This window comes from Micromonospora sp. NPDC047467 (assembly GCF_040643095.1).
In the GTDB taxonomy this organism is placed as follows: domain Bacteria; phylum Actinomycetota; class Actinomycetes; order Mycobacteriales; family Micromonosporaceae; genus Micromonospora.
The window spans coordinates 26,314-48,618 of the sequence record NZ_JBEYTO010000004.1; the positions used below are offsets into that span (position 1 = coordinate 26,314).

22 protein-coding genes are annotated in these 22,305 nt (G+C 73.0%); 15 read left to right on the plus strand and 7 right to left on the minus strand.

Going from position 1 to position 22,305, the window contains the following annotated elements; genetic code table 11:
• Nucleotides 1-16 precede the first annotated feature (16 nt).
• Together ABZ780_RS12625 and ABZ780_RS12630 are read left to right on the plus strand one after the other, a co-directional pair.
• Nucleotides 17-484, plus strand: coding sequence for a phage holin family protein (locus ABZ780_RS12625; RefSeq protein WP_355598036.1), 468 nt, complete (start codon nucleotides 17-19; stop codon nucleotides 482-484).
• Nucleotides 481-1,119, plus strand: coding sequence for a DUF3618 domain-containing protein (locus tag ABZ780_RS12630; RefSeq protein ID WP_357012627.1), 639 nt, complete (start codon nucleotides 481-483; stop codon nucleotides 1,117-1,119). Before ABZ780_RS12625 ends, ABZ780_RS12630 begins: the two co-directional genes overlap by 4 nt.
• Nucleotides 1,120-1,220: 101 nt before the next feature.
• Here the strand turns inward: ABZ780_RS12630 and ABZ780_RS12635 are convergent, their stop codons facing one another.
• Together ABZ780_RS12635 and ABZ780_RS12640 are read right to left on the minus strand one after the other, a co-directional pair.
• Nucleotides 1,221-2,327: a glycosyltransferase family 2 protein gene (locus ABZ780_RS12635; RefSeq protein WP_357485895.1), complete on the minus strand. Its 1,107-nt coding sequence runs from the start codon at nucleotides 2,325-2,327 to the stop codon at nucleotides 1,221-1,223.
• A gap of 106 nt (nucleotides 2,328-2,433) precedes the next feature.
• Nucleotides 2,434-3,678, minus strand: a complete 1,245-nt coding sequence (locus ABZ780_RS12640; protein WP_357485896.1) for a cytochrome P450 — start codon at nucleotides 3,676-3,678, stop codon at nucleotides 2,434-2,436.
• A 199-nt stretch (nucleotides 3,679-3,877) separates the two neighbouring features.
• On the opposite strand from ABZ780_RS12640, the gene ABZ780_RS12645 reads away from it, so the two are divergent.
• Complete coding sequence (locus ABZ780_RS12645; RefSeq protein ID WP_357012630.1) at nucleotides 3,878-4,285, plus strand: hypothetical protein; 408 nt, start codon at nucleotides 3,878-3,880, stop codon at nucleotides 4,283-4,285.
• 18 nt (nucleotides 4,286-4,303) lie between these two features.
• On the opposite strand, the gene ABZ780_RS12650 is transcribed toward ABZ780_RS12645, so the two are convergent.
• Nucleotides 4,304-4,522: a DUF397 domain-containing protein gene (locus ABZ780_RS12650; RefSeq protein ID WP_357012632.1), complete on the minus strand. Its 219-nt coding sequence runs from the start codon at nucleotides 4,520-4,522 to the stop codon at nucleotides 4,304-4,306.
• Nucleotides 4,523-4,591: 69 nt separating this feature from the next.
• Between ABZ780_RS12650 and pepN the strand changes: the two genes are divergently transcribed.
• Complete coding sequence (pepN, locus tag ABZ780_RS12655; RefSeq protein WP_357012633.1) at nucleotides 4,592-7,108, plus strand: aminopeptidase N; 2,517 nt, start codon at nucleotides 4,592-4,594, stop codon at nucleotides 7,106-7,108.
• 48 nt (nucleotides 7,109-7,156) lie between these two features.
• Here pepN and ABZ780_RS12660 read toward each other — a convergent pair whose 3' ends face one another.
• Both ABZ780_RS12660 and ABZ780_RS12665 read right to left on the minus strand, forming a co-directional pair.
• Entirely contained in the window at nucleotides 7,157-8,371 is a 1,215-nt protein-coding gene (locus tag ABZ780_RS12660) for an FAD-dependent monooxygenase (protein WP_357012634.1), read from the minus strand.
• Nucleotides 8,372-8,529: 158 nt separating this feature from the next.
• Entirely contained in the window at nucleotides 8,530-9,189 is a 660-nt protein-coding gene (locus tag ABZ780_RS12665) for a PadR family transcriptional regulator (RefSeq protein WP_357012635.1), read from the minus strand.
• 178 nt (nucleotides 9,190-9,367) lie between these two features.
• On the opposite strand from ABZ780_RS12665, the gene nadD reads away from it, so the two are divergent.
• The 9 genes from nadD (at nucleotide 9,368) to ABZ780_RS12710 (ending at nucleotide 17,814) form a co-directional block, all read left to right on the plus strand.
• Nucleotides 9,368-9,964 carry a nicotinate-nucleotide adenylyltransferase gene (gene nadD, locus ABZ780_RS12670; RefSeq protein WP_357012636.1) on the plus strand — a complete coding sequence of 199 codons (597 nt, stop codon included), beginning with the start codon at nucleotides 9,368-9,370 and terminating at the stop codon, nucleotides 9,962-9,964.
• A gap of 110 nt (nucleotides 9,965-10,074) precedes the next feature.
• Nucleotides 10,075-10,479: a ribosome silencing factor gene (gene rsfS, locus ABZ780_RS12675; RefSeq protein WP_357012637.1), complete on the plus strand. Its 405-nt coding sequence runs from the start codon at nucleotides 10,075-10,077 to the stop codon at nucleotides 10,477-10,479.
• Nucleotides 10,476-11,135: a histidine phosphatase family protein gene (locus tag ABZ780_RS12680; RefSeq protein ID WP_357485898.1), complete on the plus strand. Its 660-nt coding sequence runs from the start codon at nucleotides 10,476-10,478 to the stop codon at nucleotides 11,133-11,135. The genes rsfS and ABZ780_RS12680 overlap by 4 nt, the downstream gene beginning before the upstream one ends.
• 71 nt (nucleotides 11,136-11,206) lie before the next feature.
• Nucleotides 11,207-12,061, plus strand: coding sequence for a DegV family protein (locus ABZ780_RS12685; RefSeq protein WP_357485900.1), 855 nt, complete (start codon nucleotides 11,207-11,209; stop codon nucleotides 12,059-12,061).
• 4 nt (nucleotides 12,062-12,065) lie between these two features.
• Nucleotides 12,066-12,839, plus strand: coding sequence for an SDR family oxidoreductase (locus ABZ780_RS12690; RefSeq protein WP_357485901.1), 774 nt, complete (start codon nucleotides 12,066-12,068; stop codon nucleotides 12,837-12,839).
• A gap of 151 nt (nucleotides 12,840-12,990) precedes the next feature.
• On the plus strand, nucleotides 12,991-13,827 hold the full coding sequence (locus ABZ780_RS12695; protein ID WP_357485903.1) for a ComEA family DNA-binding protein: 837 nt from the start codon (nucleotides 12,991-12,993) through the stop codon (nucleotides 13,825-13,827).
• Nucleotides 13,824-16,205, plus strand: coding sequence for a ComEC/Rec2 family competence protein (locus tag ABZ780_RS12700; protein ID WP_357485905.1), 2,382 nt, complete (start codon nucleotides 13,824-13,826; stop codon nucleotides 16,203-16,205). The genes ABZ780_RS12695 and ABZ780_RS12700 overlap by 4 nt, the downstream gene beginning before the upstream one ends.
• Before the next feature lie 197 nt (nucleotides 16,206-16,402).
• A complete protein-coding gene (gene holA / locus ABZ780_RS12705; RefSeq protein ID WP_357486388.1) occupies nucleotides 16,403-17,395 on the plus strand; it encodes a DNA polymerase III subunit delta in 993 nt (330 codons plus the stop codon).
• Nucleotides 17,392-17,814, plus strand: coding sequence for a hypothetical protein (locus ABZ780_RS12710; RefSeq protein WP_357012644.1), 423 nt, complete (start codon nucleotides 17,392-17,394; stop codon nucleotides 17,812-17,814). The genes holA and ABZ780_RS12710 overlap by 4 nt, the downstream gene beginning before the upstream one ends.
• Before the next feature lie 157 nt (nucleotides 17,815-17,971).
• Here the strand turns inward: ABZ780_RS12710 and rpsT are convergent, their stop codons facing one another.
• Nucleotides 17,972-18,238, minus strand: coding sequence for a 30S ribosomal protein S20 (gene rpsT / locus ABZ780_RS12715; protein WP_074313654.1), 267 nt, complete (start codon nucleotides 18,236-18,238; stop codon nucleotides 17,972-17,974).
• A gap of 185 nt (nucleotides 18,239-18,423) precedes the next feature.
• Nucleotides 18,424-19,374: a phosphotransferase gene (locus ABZ780_RS12720; protein WP_357486389.1), complete on the minus strand. Its 951-nt coding sequence runs from the start codon at nucleotides 19,372-19,374 to the stop codon at nucleotides 18,424-18,426.
• Between the two features lie 88 nt (nucleotides 19,375-19,462).
• Here ABZ780_RS12720 and ABZ780_RS12725 point away from each other — a divergent pair, with 88 nt between their 5' ends.
• Nucleotides 19,463-19,999, plus strand: coding sequence for a DUF4240 domain-containing protein (locus ABZ780_RS12725; RefSeq protein WP_357485907.1), 537 nt, complete (start codon nucleotides 19,463-19,465; stop codon nucleotides 19,997-19,999).
• Nucleotides 20,000-20,113: 114 nt separating this feature from the next.
• Nucleotides 20,114-21,991: a translation elongation factor 4 gene (gene lepA / locus ABZ780_RS12730; RefSeq protein ID WP_357485909.1), complete on the plus strand. Its 1,878-nt coding sequence runs from the start codon at nucleotides 20,114-20,116 to the stop codon at nucleotides 21,989-21,991.
• Nucleotides 21,992-22,305 lie beyond the last annotated feature (314 nt).

Here is a 22,305-nt window from a genome sequence, read left to right on the forward strand (position 1 = left end):
GAAGGGAGGCGACGGCATGACCATGCCGACGCAGGGGTCCGGACTGGACTCCGGATACCACCCCGACGCGGGTGCCCCGCACACCGCGGCGGAGGTGAAGGGCAGCTCGCTCGGTGACCTGATGCGTCAGGTCACCACCGACCTGTCGACGCTCATGCGCCAGGAGGTCGAGCTGGCCAAGGCCGAGATCCGCCAGGAGGGCAAGAAGGCGGGCAAGGCCGCCGGGCTCTTCGGTGGCGCCGGCTTCGGCGGGTACATGGTGGCGCTCTTCGTGTCCATCGCCGTATGGCAGTTCCTGGACAACGTCATGGACTCCGGCCTGGCCGCGCTGATCGTGGCCGTGATCTGGGCCGTGGTCGCCGCGGTCCTCTACTCCAAGGCCAAGCAGAACGCCCAGCACGTACGCGGGCTCAAGCAGACCAACGACAGCGTGCAGCGGATCCCCGACGCGCTCAAACCCCACCCGGAGGGAGTCACCCGATGAGCACCGACCCCGACCAGATCCGCCGGGAGATCGAAGCCACCCGCAACAGCCTCAGCTCCGATGTGGACGCGCTGGCGTACAAGGTCAGCCCCAGCCGCATCGTCGACGACCGTAAGCAGCGGGCCCGCTCCGCGCTGCAGAATGTGAGGGACAAGGTCATGGGAACCGCATCCGACCTCGGCCACGGCACCGGCCACGCCGCGCACTCGGTGGGCGACCGCGCCTCGTCGGCGGCTTCCAGCGTCAGCGACGCCGCGCACTCGGCGGCCTCGACCGTCAGTGACGCCGCGCACGACGCGCCCCGGGTGATCCGGCAGAAGTCCCAGGGCAACCCGCTGGCGGCCGGGCTCATCGCGTTCGGGGTCGGCTGGCTGGCCTCCTCGCTGATCCCGGCCTCCCGCCGGGAGCAGCAGGCCGCGGCGCAGGTCAAGGAGAAGGTCAGCGAGCACAGCGGGGTGGTCAAGGAGAAGCTGGGCGAGGTGGCGAGCGAGCTCAAGGACGAGCTGCGCGAGCCGGCCCAGCGCGCCGCCGATTCGGTGAAGACCACGGCCCAGGACGCGGTGCACGCGGTCAAGGACGACAGCAGGTCGGCCGCGCACGACGTCAAGGGCCATGCCCAGCAGGTCAGCCCCTGACCCCACACCAAGAACCGCAATCGCGACAGCTCGCGGCCACCCCGGTGCCCGCGAGCTGTCGCGTCCCAGCTCCTCTCCTCCCGCGATCTTGCAGTTTCGGTCTAGCTTTTGCCGCCTTGGGGCTGGTTTGTCCCGACAGAAAGTGCAAGATCGCGGGAGGGGTGGGGGTGTTTTTGCAGGGTTCGGGTCTGGTGGGCGGCTCGGCGGATCAGGGCGTCGCCGTAGCGGACGCCGCCGAGCAGGAGTCGCTGGCCGACCGCCAGCCAGCCGCACACACCGCGTTCCAGCAGCCAGACCGGAGCCGCCAGCGCCGTGCGGGGCGGAAAGACCGCGGTGCCACCGGCACGACGGCGACCCACCTCGGCCAGGGCGACGACACTGGCCGCCGCGCCGACGAGCAGCACGGGCCGACGGGCCGCGACCGCCGTGGCCAGCGCCGGCACGACCGCGAGCGCGGTCAGCAGGCGGGCCGGCTGGGCCAGATCGTCGTACGCCTGGCGGACCCGCTGCCCCCGGAAGTGCGCGGTGTCCGGCGGCAGCCGCCGGACGTACAGCCAGGCCGGCGTGACCTCCGTACCGCCGTGGGCGCGCACCGTGCGGATCAGCTCCAGGTTCTCGAAGAGCACGTCCGGGTCGTACCCGCCCATGCCGAGGAAGGTGCTTCGGCGCACCGCGAGGGTGCCCGGGTAGTCCGCCCCGAGCGCCCGGTTGAGCAGCGTCCGGCCGGTGTCCCACCAGGCGTGCCAGGGCAGCGGGTCGAAGTAGTTCTGCGGGCGTACCAGGTCCGCCCGGTCGAGCAGCCGGTGCGTCGCGAGCAGCCCGGCCTCGTCGTACCGGATGTCGTCGTCGGCGATCACCACGTGCTCGTGGCCGGCCGCCGCCACGCCGGTGAGGACCCCGAGCACCTTGCCGTTCGCCCCGCGCAGGGCGGGGTCGGGTGTGAGGTGCCGGACCAGCCCGTGCCACGCCGAGGCGTGTCGGGCGAAGAGGTCCGGCGCCGAGCCGTCGACCACGAGCACCTCGACCCGGTCGGCCAGCCAGCGCAGGTAGCCGGTCAGCTCGGCCAGGCCAACGTCGGAGTGCCAGCGCAGCGGCAGCACGTACGCCATCGGTAGTCGGACCGGCGACGTGCCGGCGCCCTGGGGTCTGACGTCGCGGCGGCTTCCGGCTCGCCCGGAGCCGGTGGGGCCGCTGGTCGGGGCGCTCACGTCGCATCCGAGCGTCGGCCGACCGGCCGTGGAGCGCTGGCCGGGAATGGCTGTGTCCGGGCCAGGCGTATGGCGGTAGCCGCCGGTCGTGGGCTGGACACCGGCGTCAGGCGGCGCGACGGATGTTGGTGAGGGTCATACCGCTGGGCGGGAGGGCGGGCATTCGGCGCAGATCCAGGGTCAGGTCCTGTGGCGGCACGTCGTAGGTCATGGCGCTGGTCAGGTTGGTGACCGCCCGCTTCATCAGGTCGATGGTGATCCACTCGCCGGCGCAGCGGTGCCCGGTGGCGTAGTCCCCGCCGCCCTGCGGGACCAGCTCGAACGGGTCCACCCGGCGGCCGGCGAACCGCTCCGGACGGAACAGCTCCGGCTCGAGCCAGAGCGCCGGGTGGTGGTTGGTGCCGTAGAGGTCGAGGAGCACCCGGCGGCCCCGGGGGAAGTGGTGGCCCGCCCAGTCGAAGGAGCGCCGGACCCGGGCGGCGGCGGACGGGAAGAACGGGTAGTAGCGGCGTACCTCCTGGACGAACTGTTCGGTGGCCTCGTCGTCGCGGACCCGCTGCCGCCAGGCGGGATGGTCGTGCAGGGCGAGCGCGGCGAAGGCGATGTACCGGTCCACGGCGACCACCGGTCGCAGCACGTTGAGCAGTTCGACCGCCGCGATCCGGTGGGGGAGCAGCGCGCCCCGCGCGTCGCGGTGCTCGGCGATCACGTCCAGCGCACTGCCGGCCGGTGCCGGTTCCGTGCCGACCCGGGCCCGCTCGATGCGGTCGGCGAGCCACCGCTCGGCTCGGCGGCGGGCGAGCAGCCCTCGCCAGTGCCGGAGGCCGACCACGGCCGGGCCTTCGATCATGGCGTGCAGCTCGACGGCACGCCGATCGACCTGCGACGTGGCCAGCGGCACCCCGGCCCAGGCGCAGACCACCCGGGTCAGGAGGCGGCCCACCTCGTCGTAGAGCGTCACCAGGCCGGCGGCCTCCCAGGCGGGGATCCTGGCCCGCCACTCGTCGTCGAAGAGCTGCCCGAGCCGCCCGATGCTGTCCGGCGTCATGATCGACATGAACATCGCCTTGCGGTCGGAGTGCTCCGGGCCGTCCAGGCCCTGCACGCCGCCCCGCCCGGTGAGCGTGCGCTGCACCCGCAGCGGCATCGCGTTCTGCCGCTGGAAGCGCTCGGTGTCGTAGAACAGCGTCGCCGCCGGTCTGCCGCGCAGGCAGATGGTCGGTGCCAGCAGGATTCGGGTCTGGAAGACGTCGCTGCCGTACCGGTCGCAGCGCTCACCGATGAACCGGTAACCGGAGCGCAGGAGCGCGAGGGTGCTGTCCGGGCTGCGGTCGACCGGCATGGTCGCCATCGGTGTCTCCCCACGCACTCGTGGCAGCCGTCGACCACCTGCCGCCCTGCTGCCGTGACTACCCCGGTCGCCGCCGCTGAATCCCGCCGATCGGCGCGCCGGCTGGCCCCTCCCAGGGACGGCGGAACCTGGTTGGCTGCTGGTGGGGCCGCCGCCTGCCGGCGCCGGGCCTGGAGGCCACGACTACGGGGAGGGCGCGATGCGGGAGAACAGGTCGCCGCACTGGCGGCAGCGACGGTCGGCTGGGGCACCGAGCGGGGGCCGCGACGGTCGGCCGCTGATCGGGCCGCCCGGTCGGCCCACCCGACCGCACCGGTTCTTCACCGTGCACCTGGGCTTCACCGCGCCCGGTCCGGCCGACGCCCGCGAGGTGGCGGTGGCGTACGCGGAGGCGTTGAGCCTGCTCCGCCCGGAGCTGGCACTCGGCGCGGCGGCCCTGTCACCGGCCGACGCCTGGCACCGGGCCGAACGACTGTTCTGCGGGGCGGTCGGCCCGGACGGTGAGCGCTGCGTCGACGTCGCTGACCATCCCGGCTTCCACCACGCCCCCGGCCCCGGCGGCCTTGGCTGGGGCGAGGGCGACACCGACGGCGACACCGATGGCTGACGGCGACGCAGGTCGCGGTCAGTCCAGGTCGAACTCGCCGTCCTGCGCGCCGGCCACGAACGCGTCCCACTCGGCCTGCGTGAAGACGAGCACCGGCCCCTCCGGCTCGGCGGAGTTGCGCATCCCGATCAGGTCGTCGACGAAGGCCACCTCGACCGCGCTGGCGGAGGTGTCCCCCTCAGCCCGTTGCCAGACCGCCCGGGAGAGGTCGAAATCGCCCTTGGGGTGCTGCGCCATGGTTCTTTCCTCCAGTGCCGAGGGTCGTGTGGTGACCGATTGCCGATCCCCATCGGGCAGGATAAGCGGATGCCGAGCCTGACCCGTGTAGAGGCGACCGCGCGTGGCGCGGCGATTACTGTCGAGTCCTACCAGGTGGATCTCGACCTGACCGGCAGCGGCGACCTGTTCCGCTCCCGCGTCGAGATCCGGTTCCGGGCGACCCCCGGCACCGCGACCTTCGCCGAGATCAAACCCACCACCCTGCTGGGTGTACGCCTCAACGACCGCGACCTCGACCCGGGCGTGCTGGCCGACAACCGGCTCCCGCTCAGCGACCTGGACGCGGAGAACACGCTTGTCGTCGAGGCGGAGATGGCCTACTCCAACACCGGGGAGGGGATGCACCGCTTCGTCGACCCGGCCGACGGCGAAACCTACCTCTACGCCGTGACGTTCCTCGACAACGTGCAGCGCATCTTCGCCGCGTTCGACCAGCCCGACCTGAAGGCGTCGTTCGTGCTCACGGTGACCGCCCCGCCGCAGTGGACGGTCGTCGGCAACGCCGAGGTGGCCGCCAACCCGGCTCCGGGGCGCTGGGAGTTCGCCCCGACCGCGCCCCTGGCCACGTACTTCTTCTCGCTGATCGCCGGGCCCTACCACGTCCGGCGGGCCGAGCACGACGGTGTGCCGCTGGGCATCTACTGTCGTCGGTCGCTCGCCGAGCACCTGGACGCCGACGCGGAAGAGATCTTCACCATCACCCGGCAGTGCCTGGACCGGTTCCACGAGCTTTTCACCGAGCGCTACCCGTTCGGCAAGTACGACCAGGCGTTCGTGCCGGAGTTCAACGCCGGCGCGATGGAGAACCCCGGCATCGTCACCTTCCGCGACGACTACGTGTTCCGTTCGGCGGTCACCGACACCGAGCGTGAGCAGCGGGCGACGACCATCGCCCACGAGATGGCCCACATGTGGTTCGGTGACCTGGTCACCATGCGCTGGTGGGACGACCTGTGGCTCAACGAGTCCTTCGCCGAATATCTGGGCACCCGGGTCACCGCCGAGGCGACCCGCTTCGACCAGGCGTGGACGACGTTCGCCATGCGCCGTAAGGCCTGGGGGTACGCCGCCGACCAGCGTCCGTCCACCCACCCGGTCGCCCCGGTGGAGGTGGCCGACGCCGACGAGGGCCTGCTCAACTTCGACGGCATCTCGTACGCCAAGGGCGCCAGCGTGCTGCGGCAGTTGGTCGCGTGGCTCGGTGACGAGGCGTTCCTCGCCGGCCTGAACGCGCACTTCGCCGCGCATCGCTTCGGCAACGCCACCCTGGCCGACCTGCTGGCCAGCCTCTCCGCCGCCAGCGGTCGCGATCTGTCCGACTGGGCCGAGCGGTGGCTGCGCAGCCCGCAGGTCAACACGCTGCGCGCCGAGGTCGCCGTCGACGCCCACGGCCGCTACACCGAGGTGGCCGTGGTGCAGACCGCGCCCGAGTCGTACCCGGTGCTGCGTCCGCACCGGATCGGGGTGGGCCGCTACTCGATGGACGGCACGGCGGAGCGCGCCGAGGTCGACCTCGACCCGGCCACCGTCGGCGGCCGGACGGTGCTCGGCGAGCTGACCGGCGCTCCGGCGGCCCGGCTGCTGCTGCTCAACGACGGCGACCTCACCTTCGCCAAGGTGCGCCTCGACCCGGCGTCGGCCGACGCCGTGCCGCTGGTGCTGCCCAGACTGGCCGACCCCCTCACCAGGGCGGTGCTCTGGGGCGAGGCGTTGGACGCGGCGACCGACGGGGAGCGGCCGGTCGCCGGCCTGGTCGACCTGATGGTCGCCGCGCTGCCCGCCGAGACCGAGGTGATCATCGCGGAGGACGTGCTGACGCTCAGCCGGTCGCTGATCGACCGTTACCTCGACCCGCTGACCCGGTCGGCGGCGCTGGCCCGGGTGGCCGGGGCGTGCCGTCAACTGCTCGACGGTGCCCCGGCGGGGGAGTCCCTCCAGCTCGCCGCAGCCCGGGCCTGGGTCGCCGCGACCACCGACGCGGATCTGCTCACCGGCTGGCTCGCCGGCCGCGACGTGCCGGCCGGGCTGAAGGTCGACGCCGAGCTGCGCTGGTCGGTGCTGCGTCGACTCGTGGTGCTGGGCGCGGCCGGCGAGGCGGAGGTCGCCGCCGAGGCCGCCGCCGACCCCAGCTCTGCGGGTGCCGAGCGGGCCGCCCGTTGCCGGGCCGCCCTGCCGGATCCGGCCGCGAAGCAGGCGGCCTGGGAGGTCATCGTGGGGGGCGCCGAGCTGTCCAATCGGCTGCTGGAGGCGACGGCCGAGGGGTTCTGGCAGCCCGAGCAGGCCGAGTTGACCGCCGCGTACGTCGAGCGGTACTTCGCGGAGATGCCGGCCGCCGCCCGTCGGCGTACCCCGTGGACGGCCGACCGGGTGGCGAAGCTGGCGTTCCCCCACTACGCCGTGGCGCAGCCGACCCGGGAGGCGACCGCGGCGCTGCTGGCCCGCGACGACCTGACCCCGGGTCTGCGTCGGGTGGTCACCGACGCCGACGACGACCTGCGTCGCGCGCTGGTCGCCCGGACGGCGGTGGCCGCCGGGGCGGCCTGAGACGCGTCGGGCGCGGGGTGGCCGGTGGGTCACCCCGCGCCCGGAGGCTCAGCGCAGCGCCGGGTCCGCCGTGACCGGGGCGTCCCAGTCGATGACGTAGCGCTGCTCGTCGGCGACGGTTTTCTCCGGGTCCATGGCGGTGCGTGTCAGCAGCGGCATCAGCAGCGGCATCAGCGTCCGGGCGACCGGCCCCGGCGCTTTGGCCTGGTTGATGCGGGCGGCGCGGGCGGCGACCTTTTCGACCCGGGCACGGCGCAGCCGCACGAACGCGGCCAGGGCCGACTCCACGTCCGGCAGGTCGCGCAGGCAGCGGGCGAGCTGCACCCCGCTCTCGATGGCCAGCGACGCTCCCTGCCCGGAGCTGTTCGACGGCGCATGCGCCGCGTCGCCGACCAGCACCATCCGCCCTCGGTGCCAGTGCGGCACCGGCGGCATGATCTGCAACGCGCCGACCACCTGGAGTTCGTCGGCGTCGCTTGTCGCCGTCAACTGTCGACCCGGGTCGTCATCGCCGTAGCTTTCGCGCAGTGTGTCCAGCCACTGTGCCGCCGGCACCGCGCGGGCCTCGACGAGGCTCAGCGGTCGTTGGTACGGCAGGTTGGCGCCCCACCGGGTGCCGCCGCCGGGCTCCGGCCAGTACAGGTAGTAGCCGCGTCGGCCGAACGCGAACGTCATCGTGCCGGGTTGGACGTCCACCTCGTGCCGGGCGACCGCCTCGAAGCCGAGCAGGCCGGTGAACCGGGGGCCGGGCGCGGCCGGGTCGATGAGGCCCCGGACCGTGGACCGGATGCCGTCGGCGCCGACGAGGATGTCGGCGGTGGCGGTGCTGCCGTCCTCGAATCGGGCGGTCACACCGCTGTCGGTCTGGTCGGCGTGGACCAGCCGCTTGCCGTACGCGAACGGGACGCCCTCGGTGACCGCCCGGTCGTGCAGGACGCGGTACAGCTCGGCCCGGTGCACCACGCGCAGCGGCGGCACCCCGGCCAGTGTGGGCAGGTCGATGCGTCGACGGCCGACGGCCATAGCGGTGCGCTCGATCGGGGTGGCGATCGCCGTCACCGCCTCGTCCGCGCCGACCGTGCGCAGCGCCGCCACGCCGTTGGGCGCGAGCGCGAGGGTGCCGCCGATGCCGCCGGCCGCACTGGCGGTGGCGGGGTACGCCTCGTAGACGGTGGCGGTGATGCCGGCGCGGCGTAGCGCGAGTGCCGTCACCGGCCCGGCGATGCCGCCGCCGATGACGATCGCGGTTCGTAGGGTGGTCATGCTCTCTCCCTGGGGTTCGTCGGTCGTGCGCGTGCGAACCGACCTGGGAGGGAACCCGGTTATCCTCGTGTTTGCCGCTTCGGGCCGGGTGCCTCAACAGGTGTCGGTTCGAGGTAGGGCTCCGGCGGGGTGTTGGCGCACCCCGCCGGAGCCGTCTTTCAGTCGGTGGTGTCGGGGTCGCGGCTGGTCCTTTCTGCCAACTCGGTCAGCTCGGCCGGCATCTCGCCGGTCTCGTGGAAGGCCCGCCAGGTGTCCAGGCCCGGGTAGGTGCCCGAGGTCAGCTCGCCCAGCAGAGCCCGCAGCCAGGCTGCCTCCGCGGCCCGCATGGCCAGGTCGTACTCCGACTCGACGAGGAACAGCCGTGGGATGTCCCGCAGGTGTGCGTCGAGCGTGTCGCGGTCCTGGCGGATCGCGCCCTCCAGCAGATCGAGTCGCTGGCGCAGCAGGTCGGTGGCCTCGTCGGGGTGCAGGGCGGCGAGCACGGAGAGGCCGGCGCGGAAACGGGGATGCTCCGGCACCGGGGTGGAGACCAGCTCACGGGCCCAGTCGACCAGCTCCGCCCGCCCCGCCTCGGTGATCCGGTAGACGGTGCGTTCCGGACGCCGGCTGTCGCGGACGCTCTCCACAGCCTCGATCAACTGGTGTTTGTCCAGGTTGCGGACCACCGTGTAGAAGGACCCCCACTTGAACTCCATGTCCTGGTCCTTGCCCCAGGCGCGCAGTGTGGTGGCGATCTCGTACGGGTGCATCGGCCGCTGGACCAGGGCGGACAGCACGGCCAGCGCCAGCAGGTTGCCGACCTTGCGCCGCTTCGGCACGACGCGCCTCCTGTCCTCGTTTCCGATTGCTCGTAGACGAGTATATGCCGGCGAGTGGTCGTGGCGCGACCCCTCGCGTCGGCCAGCACTCCCTCTGTCGCGCTGCTTCGAAACCGGGGCAACGCGGGTGCTGCCGGGCCGAATCGGCCGGCCAGGGCGCTCCGCCTACGATCACGGGGTGGAGGAAGATATCCGGCGGATTGGGATCATGGGTGGCACCTTCGACCCGATCCACCACGGGCACCTCGTCGCGGCCAGTGAGGTGGCCGACCGGTTCGGCCTGGACGAGGTGGTCTTCGTCCCCACCGGGCAGCCGTGGCAGAAGGCCGACGAACCGGTCAGCCCGGCCGAGGACCGGTACCTGATGACCGTCATCGCCACCGCCTCCAACCCTCGCTTCCAGGTCAGTCGGGTCGACATCGACCGCAGTGGGCCGACCTACACGGTCGACACCTTGCGCGACATTCAGGCCGAGTACGGCCCCAAGGTGCAACTGTTCTTCATCACCGGCGCGGACGCCCTGCAACGCATCCTGTCCTGGAAGGACCTGGACGAGATCTTCGAGTTGGCCCACTTCGTGGGGGTGACCCGGCCCGGCTTCCCGCTGACCGACAAACACCTGCCGGCGGACACGGTCAGCCTGATCCAGGTGCCCGCGATGTCCATCTCGTCGACCGACTGCCGCGCCCGGGTGGCCCGAGGCGAACCGGTCTGGTATCTGGTGCCCGATGGTGTGGTGCAGTACATCGCCAAACGCCGCCTCTATCAGCGCTGATCGTGCCCGGTATGGCCGCGTTCGTGCGCCTAACCGACCAGAACTGACGAGTCGGGGCGTCCCCGGGTATGAGACGCTTGGAGGATCGCACGGTTGATCGAAGGAGAACGGTGACAGTTTCCGAACGCGCTCACGAGCTGGCAATCGCAGCCGCCCAGGCCGCCGCCGACAAGAAGGCGCAGGACATCGCGATCATCGACGTCGGCGACCAGCTCGCCATCACCGACGCGTTCGTGCTCGCCGCCGCCCCCAACGAGCGTCAGGTGCTGGCCATCGTCGACGCCATCGAGGAGAGCCTGCTGGAGCTGCCGGAGAAGGCCAAGCCGGTGCGGCGCGAGGGCGAGCGTGGTGGCCGGTGGGTGCTGCTCGACTACGTCGACATCGTGGTGCACGTCCAGCACACCGAGGAGCGCGAGTTCTACGGGCTCGACCGCCTCTGGAAGGACTGCCCCACGATCCCGTTCGTCGACCGCGACCTGGTCGAGGCCGACGCCGGGTCCGCCGCAGCCGAATGACCCGGCTGATCGTCTGGCGGCACGGCAACACCGACTGGAACGCGGCCAACCGCGTCCAGGGGCAGACCGACGTACCCCTCAACGAGCTGGGCCGTGACCAGGCTCGCGCCGCCGCGCCGCTGCTGGCGTCGCTGCGTCCCGACGCCATCGTGTCCAGCGACCTGAGCCGCGCCGCGGAGACCGCCGACGCGTTGGCCGCGCTGACCGGCCTGCCGGTCCGCGCCGACGCCCGACTGCGTGAGCGGCACTTCGGCCAGTGGCAGGGCCTGCACCTCACCGAGGTCGCCGAGCGCTTCCCCGACGAGTACGCCCGCTGGCGGGCCGGCGACCCGGCCCCGGGCGCTGACCTGGAACCGCTGCACGATCTCGGCGAGCGGGTGGCCGCCGCGCTACTGGAGGCGGCCGACGCGGCCCACGGCGGCACGGTGGTGATCGCCACCCATGGCGGTGCCTCCCGGCAGGGCGTTGGTCACCTTCTCGGCTGGGACTCCGGTGTGCTGCGCGGCCTCGGCTCCCTGGCCAACTGTCACTGGACCGAGTTGCGGCACGCACCTCGCGCGACGGCGGTCGGCCGGGCCCACGAGGTCCAGGGCTGGCAGCTGCGCGGGCACAACGTCGGCCTGATCACCGCCGCGGCCGTCGTCGACGCGTTCTGAGCGTCGTCCCGGCGAGGCTGGGCGTGCCCGCGCCTCGGCGTTCGACGCCTCGATCGGCTAGCGTGCCGGGCATGCCCGTCGCGGTCGTCACCGACTCCACCGCCTACCTTCCGCCTGAGCTGGTGCAGCGGCACCGGCTGACCGTCGTTCCGCTGACCGTCGTGCTCAACGGCGCGGAAGGGCTGGAGGGGGTGGAGACCCAGCCGTCCGACGCCACCCGGGCGTTGGGCGGCCGGCGGGTCACGGCGACCACCTCCCGGCCGGCGCCCGAGCAGTTCGCCCGCACTTACCGCCAGCTGCTCGACGCCGGCGCCGACGGGATCGTGTCGGTGCACATCTCCGCCGGTCTGTCCGGCACCGTCGAGGCGGCCCAGTTGGCCGCCGCCGACTTCGACGGCCGGGTCGAGGTCGTCGACAGCCGCTCCACCGGCATGGGGCTCGGCTTCCCGGCCATCGCGGCCGCCACCGCCGCCGAGGGCGGCGCCGACCTCGCCGGTGTACGCGACGCCGCGCTCACCGCCGTCGCACGGACCACCATCTGGTTCTACGTCGACACGCTGGAGTTCCTCCGCCGGGGCGGCCGGATCAACGCGGCCGAAGCGCTGTTCGGCACCGCCCTGTCGGTCAAGCCGATCATGCACATGCCGGACGGGGCCATCGTGCTGCGAGAGAAGGTCCGCACCGGCAGTCGGGGAGTGGCCCGACTCGTCGACCTGGCCGTCGAGGCGGCCGGCGACGACGACGTGGACCTCGGGGTGCACCACCTGGCCGCGCCGCAGCGGGCCGAGGCGCTGCTCGCCGCGCTCACCGAGCGGCTCGGCGACCGGGTGCACGACACGTACGTCTCCGAGGCGGGCGCGGTGGTCGCCGCGCACGCCGGCCCGGGGCTGGCCTGCGTGGTCGTGCACCGCCGCGCCGACGGCTGAGCCGGTGCCCGCCTCCTATGTGGTCACCGGAGGTGGCCGCGGCGTCGGTCGGGCCGTGGTGCGACGGCTGGTGGCGACGGGTGCCGCCGTCGTCGTCGTGGAGCGCGACGGCGACGCCCTCGACTGGCTGGCCGGGGACCCAGCCGCCGACCGCCTTGTCGCGGTGGTCGGCGACGCCGGTGCCGAGCCGGTGGCCGAGCGCGCCGCTGAACTTGCCGAACGCGCCGCTCCGCTGACCGGCTGGGTCAACAACGCGGCCGTGTTCCGCGACGCCGCGCTGCACACCGTTTCGGCCGACGTGATCCTGGACCTGATCGGGCTGAACCTGCGACCCGCCGTGGTGGGCGCCGCCGTCGCCGTCCGCCGGTTTCTCGCCGCGGGCAACGGCGGTGCGATCGTCAACGTCTCGTCGCACCAGGCCCGCCGGCCCGTGTCCGGTGCTCTGCCCTACGCCACGGCCAAGGCCGCCGTGGAAGGGCTGACCCGGGCGCTGGCCGTCGAGTACGGGCGGCACGGCATCCGCGCCAACGCCGTCGCGCTCGGCTCGATCGCCACCGAGCGGCACGCCGAGTTCCTCGCCGCCCAGGAACCCTCCCAGGCCGAGTGGATCGACGCCGAGCTGAACCGGTTGCACCCGGTGGGCCGTATCGGGCGGGCCGACGAGGTGGCCGAGGCCGTCGCGTACCTGCTGTCGCCGGCGGCGAGCTTCGTCAACGGGGTCGTCCTGCCGGTGGACGGGGGACGGGCCGTTCTCGGCCTCGACCCGGAGGCCCGCTGACTGCTTCCGCCTCGGATTGGGCCCGTCCGGAGGTTGCTGACGCCCATAGCAGATCGGGGCATGATCAGGGCGTTGTCCACAGTGGTCCCGGTTGTCCACAGGGAGAGCTCGGCGCGTCTCGCCACGCCGTCCGCCGCCATAGCGTCGGGCCGTGTCGCACGACGAGGAGACAGAGGTACGCCAGCGCCTGCGCCGACTGACGCACCCGCCGGCCGGCGCGTTGCCGCCCTGGGCTGAGACCCCGCTCGCGGGTGTGGTGCCGCCTCGGGCTGAGGTGCCGCACGCGGGTGTGGTGCCGCCTAGGGCTGGGGTGCCGCTCGCGGAGCAGCCGGCTCCGGACGGCCCTGCGGCCCAGCCCTCGTCGCTGCTGCCCGGGCCGGGAGCGTTCGATCCGGGGCGGCGCGGGGTACGGGCGCTGGCGGTCGTCGCCGTGCTGGTGGTGCTTGCCGCCGCCGGTTGGGCCTGGCGGTCCCGACCCCGGTCGGAGCCGGTTGCACCGCTGGCCACTGAGGCCGCTACGGCCGTCACGGCGGGTGTCCCCGGCGCATCCGGCTCGGGCGAGCTGGTGGTGGCTGTCGCGGGCAAGGTCCGCAAGCCCGGGCTGGTGCGGCTGCCGGCCGGCGCCCGGCTCGCCGACGCGGTGCAGGCGGCCGGTGGCCCGCTGCCCGGCGTCGACGTGGCGCTGCTCAACCCCGCCCGCAAGGTCACCGACGGCGAGCTGATCGTGGTCGGGGTGACACCACCGCCGGTGCCGGCCGGCGCGATCGGCCCGGCGGCCGGTGGGGCACCGCCCGCCGGTCCGCTGAACCTGAACACCGCCACGCTGGCCCAGCTCGACGCGCTGCCCGGGGTGGGGCCGGTGCTCGCTCAGCGGATCCTCGCCTACCGGGATCAGCATGGCGGCTTCAAGGGCGTTGGTGATCTGCGCCAGGTCGACGGGATCGGTGACGCGCGATACGAGCAGCTCAAGGACCTGGTGACGGTGTGAGCGTCCACCCCGTCGTCGGTGACCCGACCCCGCCGGACCTCCGGCTGGCCGGGTTGGCCGTTGCCGCCTGGCTGACCGCGCTCGCCGGCCTGCACGTCGACGCCCGTCTCCTCCTGCTGGTGGCCGGGACGGCGACGGTGTTGACCGCGCTGACGAGCCTGCACCTGCTCGGCCGCCTCGGGCGGCCCCGGGCCGTGGCGCGCCGGTACGGCTGGATCGTCGTCGCGGTCGGCCTCGGCGTGGTCTGCGGCGCGGCGGCAACCGCCGCTCGGCTGGCCGTCCGGGACTCACCGCCGGTCCGCGTCCTGGCCGAGGCGCGCACTCCGGTCACCGCCGACCTGGTCGTCCGGGACGACCCGCGCCAGATCCGGTCCGCTGGCGGTCCCGGCATGCTGTTGGTGTCGGCGGACCTGGTCCGGCTCACCGGTCCGGACGGCGAGCGGGTCCACGCGTCGGTGCGGCTGTTGATCCTGGCCACCGACCCGGCCTGGCGAGGGCTGCTGCCCGGCCAACGCGTGACCGCCGAGGGCCGGCTCGGCGTTCCGCGCGGCGGCGACCTCACCGCGGCGGTGCTCAGCACCACCGGCCCGCCCGAGCGGCGGGGCGCACCGTCCTGGGCGCAGCGTGCCGCCGGCACGCTGCGCGCCGGCCTGCAACGAGCCTGCGCACCCCTGCCCGACGACCCGGGTGGCCTGCTGCCGGGCCTGGTGGTGGGGGACACCAGCCGCTTGCCGCCCGCCGTCGAGGAGGACTTCCGGGCCACCGGCATGACGCATCTCAATGCCGTTTCTGGGAGCAACGTCGCAATTGTGGTGGGTGCGGTGCTGCTGTTGGCCCGCTGGGCACGCGCCGGCCCGTGGCTCGCCGCCGGGCTCTGCGGGATGGCGCTGGTCGGTTTCGTCATCCTGGTGCGTCCGTCGCCGAGCGTCGTACGGGCCGCCACGATGGGCGCGATCGGGCTCGCCGCGCTGGCCGCCGGCCGGCCCCGGGCCGCGCTGCCCGCGCTGGCCGCCGCGATCGCGGTGCTGGTGCTGCTCGACCCCGAGCTGGCCGGCGACGCCGGGTTCGCGCTCTCCGTGCTGGCCACCGGCGGTCTGCTGCTACTCGCCCCGCGCTGGCGGGACGGGCTGCGCCGGAGGGGTGTCCCGGGCGGGCTGGCCGAGGCGTTGGCGGTGCCGGCGGCGGCCCAGGTGGCCTGCGGGCCGGTCGTCGCAGGCATCTCCAGCACGGTCAGCCTGGTGGCGGTTCCGGCCAACCTGCTGGCGGTGCTGGCCATCGCACCGGCGACGGTGCTGGGCGTGACGGCGGCCGTGCTGTCGCCGGTCTGGCCGGCCGGCGCCGAGTTCGTCGCGTGGCTGGCGAGCTGGCCGGCCTGGTGGCTGGTCCTCATCGCCCATCACGGTGCCCGACTGCCGGCCGGCACCCTGCCCTGGCCGGGTGGAGCGGCCGGCGCCCTGCTGCTGGCCGGGCTGACCGTGGCGCTGCTGGTCGCCGTGCGCCGGCCGCTGGTGCGCCGCCTGGTCGCGGTCGTCGCCGTCGCCGCGCTGGTCGGCGCGCTCCCGGTCCGGCTGATGGCCTCGGGCTGGCCGCCGCCCGGCTGGGTGGTGGTGGCCTGCGCGGTGGGGCAGGGCGACGCCCTGGTACTGCCGGTCGCCGCCGGCCGCGCGGTGGTGGTCGACGCGGGACCGGAGCCGGGGGCGGTGGACGCCTGTCTGCGGCGGCTCGGTGTGCGGGAGGTGCCGCTGCTCGTGGTGAGCCACTTTCACGCCGACCACGTGGGCGGGGTGGCCGGGGTGTTCCGGGGCCGGCGGGTGGCAGCGGTGCTGACCCCAGCGTCGACGGATCCGCCGGCCGGCCGGGACGCGGTCCGCGCGGCGGCGACCGGCGGGCGGGCCGCGCTGCTCAGCACCACCGCCGGGGCGCGGCATCCGGTCGGCGGTGTCGACCTGCTCGTGCTCGGCCCGCCGTATCCGCTGGCCGGCACGCGATCCGACCCGAACAACAACTCGCTGATGCTGCGCGCCACGGTCGCCGGAGTGCGGATCCTGCTGCCCGGCGACGCGGAGACCGAGGAGCAGCACGCGGTGCTGACGCGGGCGGTGCCGGGGCAGTTGCGGGCGGAGGTGTTGAAAGTTGCTCACCACGGCTCGGCATATCAGGACGGGAGCTTCCTGGACGCGGTGCGGCCGGCCGTCGCGCTGGTGCCGGTCGGTGTCGGCAACACCTACGGGCACCCGAACCCGGGGCTGCTGGCCCGGTTGGGCAGGGGCGGGGCACGGGTGCTGCGGACCGACACCGACGGCGACCTGGCGGTGGTTCGTGCCGGCGACGGCCTGGCGGTGGTCCGCCGAGGCGTGCCAGCGGGGCGACCGCCGTGAGAGCCGGCGGGCGGGCGCTCGCCGTGAGCCGGCGGGCGGGCGCTCGCCGTGGAAATTGCGGCATCGCCGGAGCAAATGTTGGGCGTATTGCGGATTAGATGGTAAATCGAGATAGATGTCTGGTTTTGCGCTAAGTGCGGGCTGCACCGACCGGGCGGCGAATGAGCAGGCCCGATCCCGCCGTGGGCCGTGCGAATATGGGCGACGTGACCCCCGCCAGCCTCGCCCCCATTCTGCTCGTCCTCGGTGACGAGGAACTGCTCGCCACGCGCGCGGTCACCGAAGCTGTCGCGAAGGTCCGCAGCGTCGACCCCGAGGTGGACGTCCGCGAGTACCAGGCCGGTGCGCTCGCCGTCGGCGAGATCGCCGAGATGCTCAGCCCATCGCTGTTCGGTGGGCGACGGTTGCTCGTCCTGCGCTCCGGCCAGGACGCCCGTAAGGACCTGGTCGCCGCACTGCTGGCGTACGCGAAGAATCCCGATCCGGAGGTCCAGCTGCTGGTGCTGCACCTGGGCGGCGCCAAGGGCAAGGCGTTCGCCGACGGGCTGCGGTCGGCGGGTGCCACGGTGGTGCCAGTGGCCCAGCTGCCGAAAGGGGCGAAGGGGCACCGCGAGCGGGTGGCCTTCGTCCGTGACGAGATCCGCCGGGCCGGCGGCAAGTGCACCGACGACGCCGCCGAGGCGCTGATCGCCGCGGTCGGCAACGACCTGCGCGAGCTGGCCGCCGCCTGCTCCCAGCTCATCGCCGACACCGACGGGCGGATCAGCGCCGAGACGGTCTCCCGCTACTACCGGGGCCGGGTCGAGGTGACCGGCTTCACGGTGGCGGACGCCACCATGGTCGGCGACGTGCCCGGGGCGCTGGAAGCGCTGCGCTGGGCCCTGCACGTCGGGGTCGACCCGGTGCCCATCGCCGACGCCCTCGCCGATGGGGTACGTACGGTGGCCCGGGTGGCGTCGGCGGGGCGGGGTAGCCCGTACCAGCTCGCCAGCAGTCTCGGGATGCCCGCGTGGAAGATCGAGCGGGCGCAGCGGCAGGGGCGCGGCTGGACGCCGGAAGGGCTGGTCCGGGCCATGCAGGTCGCCGCCGAGTGCAACGCGGCAGTCAAGGGCGGCTCCGACGACCGGGCGTACGCCCTGGAGCGCGCGGTCTTCTCGGTCGCGGCGGCCCGGCAGGGCAGCAGCCGGTGACGGGGCCGAACCGCACGGCGTGGGCCACCATCCCGGCCGACGAGGAGCGTTACCGGCCGCTCTACGCCCGGCTCCTCGGCCTGCGGTTCGTCAACCCCGGCGGGGTGCTCTGCTTCCTCTTCTTCGAGGGCACCATCGCCCTGGCCGTGCTGCTCGCCCTCGCGGAGTTGGTCACCTGGTGGGCGGTGCTGGTGCTGCCCCTGGTGGTGGCAGCGATGGTCAAGCTCAACGACATGGTGGCCGCGACCGTGGTCCGGTCCGCCGCGCTCGTGCCCGAGCAGGAGCGGGACCGCTTCCGCCGGCAGATGGAGCCGGTCGTGGGCCGCGCCCGGGTCGAGTGGATCTCGCACAGCGTCACCGGAGTGGTGATCACCGCCGACCCGGTCCGGCCGACCCACCGCGCCGACCCGTCCGACTGAGCGTGCGGCCGGCCGGCCCGCACCGCAGCCCGGACGACACGCCGGACACAGCCCGACGCCACGGCTCCGAAGACGCACCCCGACGGTGACTGGCCGCAGACACGCGGAAGCCCCGGACCGGAGTCCGGGGCTTTCCGAATCAGTCTGACAGCGAGCGTCAGGCGGAGAGGGACACCACGCGCTTGGCGATCGCGGACTTGCGGTTCGCGGCCTGGTTGGAGTGGATCACGCCCTTGCTGACGGCCTTGTCCAGCTTGCGCGAGGCCTCCTGCATCAGAGCGGTGGCCTTCTCGACGTCACCGGCCTCTGCAGCCTCGTTGAACTTCCGGACGGCGGTCTTCAGCGACGACTTGACCGACTTGTTGCGCAGCCGGGCCTTCTCGTTCTGCCGGTTGCGCTTGATCTGGGACTTGATGTTCGCCACGCGACAGCCTCGTCTTGATAGCTCGGGTTGGTCAGCTTAGGTGCGCGGGATGACGAACATGCGTCAACGCTGCGCGAAGAGCCAGGTTACCAGGTCGCTCGGGACGAGCCAAAACGGCTCGACCACCGGGCTGCCGATCCCGGCTCGCCGGGGACCACGATACGCCCTCGGGCCTGCCGGCCGTATCACCGCCAGCCCTGGCGGCGGGCGAGCCAGTCGAGGGCCTGCCCGCCACTGCGTCGCCGGTGTGCCGTCAGGTGCGGGGAGACCGTCACGGGTGCCGCGTCCGCTCCGGTCAGGTAGTAGCCGGCCAGCGCGGCCAGGGTGGCGTCCAGCGCGTCCGGAGGCGCGCCCGCGGACACCGGGTGCGCGGCGAAGAGCCGGTCGGTGTCCAGCCCGTCGGCGTACGCGGTGAGCAGCAGACCGGCCACGTCGAACCAGGCCGGGCCGGAACACGCCCAGGTCCAGTCGCAGAACCAGGCCCGACCGTCCCCGTCGACGAGCACGTTGTCCACCCGCAGGTCGCCGTGGATCATGCCGGTCGCCTCGGCGGCGTACCGGGGGAGGCGGGACTCCAGCGCCACCAGCTCGGGCATCCGCCCCCGCACGGCCTCGGGCAGCGCCGGGGCTGGCTCCCGGCCGGCGACGACCTCCTCCCACCAGAGGATGTCCGAGCGGGCCAGGTCGGCGAGGTGCGGCAGGCCGAGCGCCCTCAACCCGGCCGGCGGGTCGGCCAGCGCGGCGGCGACCTCGGCGTACCCGGCGAGCGTGGCGTCCAGCTCGGCCGGCACCCAGGGCAGGCGCGGGGTGTGACCGTCGACGGCGTCGGTGCAGAGCACGAACCAGCCGGCCTCGTACAGCGTCCACCGGAGGCGGGGCGCGGGCAGGCCGACCGGCAGCCGTTCCAGGATCGCGGCCTCCCGGGCGTACGAGTCGACCAGGTGTGGTTGCCCGGCGACGGCTGCCGCCTTGACGAAGACCCTGCCCCCGGCGGCGGTGTCGAGCACGGCGGCGAAGCCCCCGGTGAAGCCGGCGGGGGCGACCCGGGCGGTGACGACCGCCGCGCCGAGCCGGCCGGCGATCGCGGCCCGCAGCGCCGCCGGCAGCGCCGACCACGACGGGCGCGGCACGCCCACGTGGTGCGGAGGCGGCGGGGAAGACACCCCACCATGCTGCCCCGGGGTACGTGCGCGGTGCGCGGCGACACTGCCAGACTGCCAAGCCATGAGGACCGAGGACTTCTGGCAGCTGATCGACGAGGCCCGGGCCGGTGGCGGGGGAGAGCCCGGCCCGGTCGCCGCGCGGGCCGCCGCGTTGCTCGCCGAACGCGATCCGGAGGACATCGTCGGGTACGCGCGGCACCAGACGCGGGTGTTGGCCGCCTCGCACAAGGCGGACCTGTGGGGCGCGGCGTACCTGATCAACGGCGGCGCCTCGGCGGACGGCTTCGAGCACTTCCGGGGCTGGCTGATGACCCAGGGGCGGGCGGTCTTCGCACGGGCGGTCACCGACCCGGACTCCCTGGCCGAGTTGCCGCAGGTGCGGGCCGCCTCGCTCAGCGGCGAGGAGTTCTCCGCCGAGCGGATGCTGGCGGTGCCGTGGGACGCGTACCGCAAGGCGACCGCGACGGAACTGCCGGCGGACCGGGACCCGGTGCGTGCGCCGGACCTCAACGACTTCTGGGATTTCGACGACGAGGAGGAGGCCCGCCGGCGGCTGCCCCGGCTGGCCGCGCTCTTCGTGGAGCCGCCCATGGAGTGAGGTCTCCGGGTCGATCCGTCGCCCGCACAGCGGACCTACCCCGGCGGCGTGGGAACATAGAGGGGGTCGGCGGCGCGCCGGCCTGTTCACGTCAGTCGACCAGAACGGACCGCTGTGCCACCGAAGCTCGATCCCGGCGCGAACGCTCCTGGTGCCACCGACCCTGGTCGCATCCGGAACTTCGGCATCATCGCCCACATCGACCACGGGAAGTCGACCCTGGCCGACCGGATGTTGCAGCTCACCGGTGTGGTCGACCCCCGGCAGATGCGCGCCCAGTACCTGGACCGGATGGACATCGAGCGCGAGCGCGGCATCACCATCAAGAGCCAGGCTGTCCGGATGCCGTGGACCATCCGCGATGGCGAGCGGGCCGGTGAGCACGCGGTGCTCAACATGATCGACACCCCGGGGCACGTCGACTTCACCTACGAGGTGTCCCGCTCGCTGGCCGCCTGCGAGGGCGCGGTGCTGCTGGTCGACGCCGCGCAGGGCATCGAGGCGCAGACCCTGGCCAACCTCTACCTGGCGCTTGAGAACGACCTGCGCATCATCCCGGTGCTCAACAAGATCGACCTGCCGGCCGCCCAGCCGGAGAAGTACGCCGAGGAGTTGGCCCACCTGATCGGCGGCGACCCCGCCGACTGCATCCGGGTCTCCGGCAAGACCGGCGAGGGCGTGCCGTACCTGCTCGACGAGATCGTCCGGCAGTTCATCCCTCCGGTCGGCGAGGCCGAGGCGCCAGCCCGCGCGATGATCTTCGACTCGGTGTACGACGTCTACCGTGGCGTGGTCACCTACGTCCGTGTCATCGACGGCCGGATCAGCGCCCGGGACCGGATCAAGATGATGTCCACCGGGGCGGTGCACGAGCTGCTGGAGATCGGCGTCATCTCACCGGAGATGGTCAAGGCCGAGGCGCTCGGCGTCGGCGAGGTCGGCTACCTGATCACCGGTGTGAAGGACGTCCGGCAGTCCCGGGTCGGTGACACGGTCACCATCAACAGCCGGCCGGCGGCCGAGGCGCTCGGTGGCTACAAGGACCCGAAGCCGATGGTCTACTCCGGCCTCTATCCGATCGACGGCTCGGACTACCCCAACCTGCGTGAGGCACTGGACAAGCTCAAGCTCAACGACGCCGCGCTGGACTACGAGCCGGAGACCTCCGGTGCGCTCGGCTTCGGTTTCCGCTGCGGCTTCCTGGGCCTGCTCCACCTGGAGATCATCCGGGAGCGGCTGGAGCGTGAGTACAACCTCGACCTGATCTCCACCGCGCCGAACGTCGTCTATCGGGCGATCACGGACGACGGCGAGGAGATCGTCGTGACCAACCCGAGCGAGTACCCCACCGGCAAGATCGCCGAGGTGTACGAGCCGGTGGTCCGGGCGACCGTGCTGACGCCGAACGACTACGTGGGCGCGGTGATGGAGCTCTGCCAGGGCCGGCGCGGCAGCCTGCTGGGCATGGACTACCTCTCCGCCGACCGGGTCGAGTTGCGCTACACGCTGCCCCTCGCCGAGATCATCTACGACTTCTTCGACCAGTTGAAGAGCCGCACCAAGGGCTACGCCTCGCTGGACTACGAGCCCTCCACCGAGCAGGCGTCCGACCTGGTGAAGGTGGACATCCTGCTGCACGGCGAGCCGGTGGACGCGTTCAGCGCCATCGTGCACAAGGACAAGGCGTACAACTACGGCGTCACCATCGCCGCCAAGCTGCGTACGTTGATTCCGCGTCAGCAGTTCGAGGTGCCCATCCAGGCGGCCATCGGCAGTCGGGTCATCGCCCGCGAGACCATCCGCGCGATCCGCAAGGACGTCCTCGCCAAGTGCTACGGCGGTGACATCAGCCGTAAGCGCAAGCTGCTGGAGAAGCAGAAGGAAGGCAAGAAGCGGATGAAGATGGTGGGCCGGGTCGAGGTGCCGCAGGAGGCCTTCATCGCCGCGCTCTCCTCCGACTCCGGCGACGGCAAGGCCGCCGGCAAGAAGTAGCCCTCGCCACCAGCACCCCACCGCCCCGGCACGGGTGATCAAGAGGCTTCGACAAGCTCTTGATCAACAGCGTCGGGGTGGTGGGGTGCTGGTGGAGATTTTTTTCGGTCCCGGCCGGTGGTCCGGGCACCCGGTCGCAGGGCACGTGACCTGTGTGGACGCGCTCCCACCCCAATCGACGCAGCCATCCGGCATTGACGTCTGCCGCTCGTTTCACGGCGAGTCGGTTTGGTTTTTCCATGGGTCGGGCACTTAACCGTCACGACAGGAAGCACACACATTGTGTGTCAGACGTTCTTAGAAGGAGGGCGACC